Annotated in this window: 5 protein-coding genes; all 5 read right to left on the bottom strand. The window is 75.4% G+C overall.

Going from position 1 to position 4,898, the window contains the following annotated elements; all coding sequences use genetic code 11:
- Positions 1–902: serine/threonine-protein kinase (locus E1266_RS35585; RefSeq protein ID WP_207946122.1), on the bottom strand; the 902-nt coding region annotated here is incomplete at its 3' end.
- Positions 903–942: 40 nt separating this feature from the next.
- Positions 943–1,992, bottom strand: a complete 1,050-nt coding sequence (gene rsgA, locus E1266_RS35580; RefSeq protein WP_132054734.1) for a ribosome small subunit-dependent GTPase A — start codon at positions 1,990–1,992, stop codon at positions 943–945.
- A gap of 16 nt (positions 1,993–2,008) precedes the next feature.
- Positions 2,009–3,280: a 3-phosphoshikimate 1-carboxyvinyltransferase gene (gene aroA, locus E1266_RS35575; RefSeq protein WP_132054732.1), complete on the bottom strand. Its 1,272-nt coding sequence runs from the start codon at positions 3,278–3,280 to the stop codon at positions 2,009–2,011.
- A 63-nt stretch (positions 3,281–3,343) separates the two neighbouring features.
- Positions 3,344–4,057, bottom strand: coding sequence for a zf-HC2 domain-containing protein (locus tag E1266_RS35570; RefSeq protein ID WP_132054730.1), 714 nt, complete (start codon positions 4,055–4,057; stop codon positions 3,344–3,346).
- Complete coding sequence (locus E1266_RS35565) at positions 4,054–4,659, bottom strand: sigma-70 family RNA polymerase sigma factor (protein ID WP_132054728.1); 606 nt, start codon at positions 4,657–4,659, stop codon at positions 4,054–4,056. Before E1266_RS35565 ends, E1266_RS35570 begins: the two co-directional genes overlap by 4 nt.
- Between the last annotated feature and the right edge of the window lie 239 nt (positions 4,660–4,898).

Raw genomic sequence — 4,898 nt, 5'->3', positions numbered from 1 at the left:
GGCACGGTCGGCGCGGCGGGCGGGGGCTGCAGCGTCACGTCGCGCGGCCCCGGCCCGGGCGGCGCGAACGCGGGCGGCTCAGGCGGCCGGGACACCGCTCCGTGCGCGACCTGGCGCAGCAGGCGCCCGGCCTCGCCGGGCCCCATTCGCTGTTCCGGGTCCTTGCGGAGGAGGCCCTGGAGCACCGGGGTGAGCGGCCCGGCGCGCTCGATCGGGTCCGGGTCGTCGGAGAGGACGGCGGCCATCACGCCCCACACGTCGGGCCGCTTGTACGGGGGGCGGCCCTCCACGGCCGCGTACAGGGTGGCGCCCAGGGACCACAGGTCCGACGCCGGGGTGGCCTTCTGGTGGCGCGCCTGCTCGGGCGCCAGGTACGCGGGCGACCCGACGATGGCCCCGGCCTGCGTGAGCGTCTCGTCGCCCGCCACGGTCGCGATGCCGAAGTCGGTGAGGACGGCGCGGCCGGGCGGCAGCAGCACGTTCCCCGGCTTCACGTCGCGGTGCACGACCCCGGCGGCGTGCGCGGCGCTGAGCGCGTCCAGGAGGTCGGCGCCGATCGCGGCGGCCCGGTCCGGCGGCAGTGGCCCCTCCCGCGCGATGACCTTGTCGAGGGAGTCGGCCCGGACGAGGCTCATCACGATCCAGGGCCGCCCGTCCTCCTCCACGACGTCGTGGACGGTCACGATCCCGGGGTGGTCGAGCCGCGCCGCGGACCTCGCCTCGCGGAACGTCCGCGCGTAGGTCCGCTCGACCTGCGCGTCGTCCAGGCCCTGCGGCAGGGACACCTCCTTGACCGCGACCTCCCGGCCGAGCGTGCGGTCGCGGGCCCGCCACACGGCCCCCATACCGCCGCGGCCGAGCACCTCCAGGAGTTCGTAGCGCCCCGCCACCATCTGGACCATGGGGCAAGACGATACCGACGCATCGCCCGGAGTTTCCGGCCTATTCGGGCTCTCCCTCGCGGCTGGCGAGCAGCCGCCGCAGCGAGTCCAGCCGGGCCCGGCTGGCGTGCCCGTCGTCCACCCAGCCGTCGAGACCGCAGTTCTCCTGGAGATGGTCGCAATGCGGTGGGCACCGCTCGGCGGCGCCCTTCGCCAAGTCCTCGAACGCGTTGATCACGTGCGCGGGGTCGACGTGCGCGAGCCCGAAGCTCCGCACGCCGGGGGTGTCGATGATCCAGCCGTCGCCGCCGGGCAGCTCCAGCGCGATCGCCGACGACGAGGTGTGCCGGCCGCGGCCGGTGACCGCGTTGACGTGGCTGACCGCCCGCTCGGCGTCCGGGACGAGCGCGTTCACCAGCGTCGACTTGCCGACGCCCGAGTGCCCGACGAGCACGCTCATGCGGCCGGACAGATGGCCGCGCAGCTCGTCCAGGCCGCCGTCCTCCGCACCGTCCTCCGCACCGTCCAGCCCGCCGTCCTCGCCGCGGCGCGTCACGATGTACGGGACGCCGAGCGGCGCGTACTCGGCGACCAGCGGCCCGGCGTCGGCGAGGTCGGCCTTGGTGAGGCAGAGCAGCGGGTCCATCCCGGCGTCGTAGGCGGCGACGAGCTGCCGGTCGATCATGCGGGGGCGGGGCTCGGGGTCGGCGAGCGCCGTCACGATCACGAGCTGGTCGGCGTTCGCGACGATGATCCGCTCGAACGGGTCGGTGTCGTCGGCGGTCCGGCGCAGCGACGACCGCCGCGGCTCGACGCGGACGATGCGGGCCAGGGTGTCGGGCTCGCCGGACACGTCGCCGACGAGGGCCACCCGGTCGCCCACGACGACGCCCTTGCGGCCCAGCTCGCGGGCGCGCATCGCGGTGACGCCGCGCTCGCCGGCGGTGCCCGGGTCCACCAGGCAGCGGTACCGGCCCCGGTCGACCGCGATCACGAACCCGGGGGAGGCGTCGTCGTGCGCGGGACGGCGGCGGGTGCGCGGACGCGACCCGCGGCGTCCGGGGCGGACCCGGACGTCGTCCTCGTCGTAGTCGTGCGTTCGTCTGGCCAGTGGTCCGTCCCTGCCGTCAGGCGGGCGCCAGCATCGACGCCCACGACTCCGTGAAGTTCGGAAGAGTTTTGCCCACGGTGCCCGGATTCTCCACCTCGATACCGGTAACGGCCAGTCCGAGGACGGCCGCCGCCATCACCATCCGGTGGTCGTCGTAGGTGCGGAAGACGCCGCCGCGCAGCGGCCGCGGCCGGATCTCCAGCCCGTCCGGCAGCTCGCGGACGTCGCCGCCGAGCCCGTTGATCTCGGTGACCAGGGCCGCGAGCCGGTCGGTCTCGTGGCCGCGCAGGTGCGCGACGCCCGTCAGCCGGGACGGGGAGTCCGCGAGCGCGGCGACGGCCGTGAGCACCGGCGTCAGCTCCCCGACCTCGTGCAGGTCGGCGTCCAGCCCGGAGTACGCGCCGGAGCCCCGCACGGTCAGCCCGTCCGGGCCGTGGGACACCTCGGCGCCCATCGCGGCGAGCAGCCCGCGCAGCGCGTCGCCCGGCTGCGTCGTCTCGGCCGGCCAGTCCCGCACGGTGACGCGCCCGCCGGTGACCAGCGCCGCCCCCAGGAACTGGGCCGCGTTCGACAGGTCCGGCTCGATCGCCCACTCGCCGCCGCGCAGCGGACCCGGCGCGACCCGCCACAGGTTCCGCTCCGTCTCGACCGCCGCGCCCGCCTGGCGCAGCATGTGCGCCGTCATCGCCAGATGCGGCGCGGACGGCACGGGCGGCCCCTCGTGCCTGACCTCGACGCCCTTCTCGAAGCGCGGCGCGGCCAGCAGCAGGCCCGACACGAGCTGCGACGACCCGGACGCGTCGATCACCACCTGCCCGCCGTTGACGGAGCCCGTCCCGTGCACGGTGAACGGCAGCGCGCCCCGCCCGCCGTCGTCGATGCGGGCGCCCAGGGCCCGCAGCGCGGTGATGATCGGGCCCATCGGCCGCTCCCGCGCCCGCGGGTCGCCGTCGATGGACACCTCGCCGGACGCGAGGGCCGCGACCGGCGGCAGGAACCGCATCACCGTCCCGGCGAGCCCCACGTCCGCGTGCGCGGGCCCGTGCAGCTCGCCCGGCCGGACCTCCCAGCCCGCGGCGTCCTCGGTGATCTCCGCGCCGAGCGCGCGGAGGGCATCGGCCATCAGCACCGTGTCGCGGCTGCGCAGCGGGCGCGTGATGCGCGCGGGCGCGTCGGCGAGCGCGGCGAGGACCAGCGCCCGGTTCGTCATCGACTTCGAACCGGGCAGCGACACGGTCGCGTCCACGGGGGCAGGGGCGACCGGGGCGAGCCAATGCGGAGTGGGCATGACCCAAGGTTATCGGCCCTGGAGAGGGGCGGCGGGCCGCTCAGCGTGGGGCGGAAAGGGGAGTCACAGGGGGATGGTCAGCAGGGTGCCGCCGCTGTCGAGCCGCACCTCGAACCGGGTGATCTCCTGCCGGGTGAGGCCCGTCCCGCCCTGCATCACCAGCGGGTTGGGCTGCTCCGGCACGCCGTAGCCCTTGTCCGGGACGCGCCAGCCGGCGACGACGCTGCGCTCGCCGGTCTCGGACACCGCCTCCAGGTGGCACCGCAGCGGCCCCTTGATGCCGCGCAGCTCCAGGCTGACCTGCGTGCCCCAGCCCTTGTCGACGAGCCCGACCGTGCCGGACGCGCCGGTGCGCGCGTCCGTCGCCTGGAACCGCTCGCCGGTGACGGCCACGGGCGGCGGCTGCTTCCCGGTCTCGCCGTCGTCGCCGAGCACCGTCCCGACGCCTATCCCGACGGCCAGCATCGCGGCCGCCGCCGCCCCGCCGACGGTGTAGGCCCCGCGCCGAAACCTGCGGTCCTCCCTCCGCCGGCGCCGCATCATGTCGATCACCGGTGCCGGAGGCCGGTGCGCTCCGGGGTCCGCCGCCGGGGCGGGCGCGGCGGCGGTGTCGCCGCCGAGCGCGGACAGGACGCTCGCCGTCCCCGACATCTCGGCCAGCTCAGCCTGGCACCTGCCGCACCCGTGCAGGTGGGCCTCGAAGGCCCGCCGGTCGCCCTCCTCGAGGAGGCCGAGCGCGTACGCGCCGACGTCGGTGTGCTCGACCGGCGAACTCATGAGGTCACCCCCCTCTCCTCCAAGGCGACGCGCAGGGCGCGCAGCGCGTAGTAGACGCGGGACTTGACCGTGCCCACCGGGATGCCGAGGTACTCGGCCGCCTGGTTCACCGTACGGTCGCGCAGCACCGTCTCCGTCAGCGCCTGCCGGTGTGCGGGGGAGAGCGACTCCAGCGCCTCCGCCACCACGACCTTGCGCAGCAGGCCTTCCATCTCGTCCGCCATCGGCAGGTTCTCCAGGGGGCCGTCGCCGACCTCGGGCGGCCGGACCTCGCGCTGCCGCCGATTGTCGATCACGATACGCCTGGAGACCGTGGCCAGCCACGGCATCAGCGAGGATGTGCGGTCGTCGAGGCGGTCGGCGCTGCGCCACGCCCGGATCATCGTCTCCTGCACGACGTCCTCGGCCCATTGGCGGTCCCCGCCGGTGAGCCTCAGGACGAACGAGAGGAGCGGCCGATGGTACTCGCGGTAGAGCTCAGCGACGATCTCGTCGTCGCGTGCGGCCCGGCCGGCCGGGGAGGCCGGCCGCGCCGCGCCGGGGCGGCGGAGCAGGCTCCGCAACCCGCCGGTCTGGCGACCGGTCGATCCGGGAACTGCCATGGCCGGGGCGTCTCCGTGGTGGGGGTCGTCTCATGGGGGTGAGGACGGTAGTCAACTGGCAGTACGGGACCGCCCCGGCTCTCGGTTCAACGGATTTGAGGCTCTTTTAAGGTTCTCTTCGGGAAGTCAGTGCTTGACGGCCTGCTTGACCCTGCCCGCCTGCGCCGCCGTCCCCGCCTTGACGGTCTTGCCGGCCTTCATGGCCTTGGCGGCCTGCGCGGCCGTCCCGGCCTTGACGG

It is taken from the genome of Actinomadura sp. 7K534 (genome assembly GCF_004348575.1).
GTDB classification, from domain to species: Bacteria; Actinomycetota; Actinomycetes; order Streptosporangiales; family Streptosporangiaceae; genus Spirillospora; species Spirillospora livida.
Note: the sequence above shows the minus strand (reverse complement) of the source record. Positions and strands in the feature narration are given on the sequence as shown.

What these genes read in the sequence shown, in the direction of transcription:
- aroA (WP_132054732.1), bottom strand. Translation starts at nt 3,280, where the DNA reads ATGCCCACTCCGCATTGGCTCGCCCCGGTCGCCCCTGCCCCCGTGGAC.
- E1266_RS35570 (WP_132054730.1), bottom strand. Translation starts at nt 4,057, where the DNA reads ATGAGTTCGCCGGTCGAGCACACCGACGTCGGCGCGTACGCGCTCGGC.
- E1266_RS35565 (WP_132054728.1), bottom strand. Translation starts at nt 4,659, where the DNA reads ATGGCAGTTCCCGGATCGACCGGTCGCCAGACCGGCGGGTTGCGGAGC.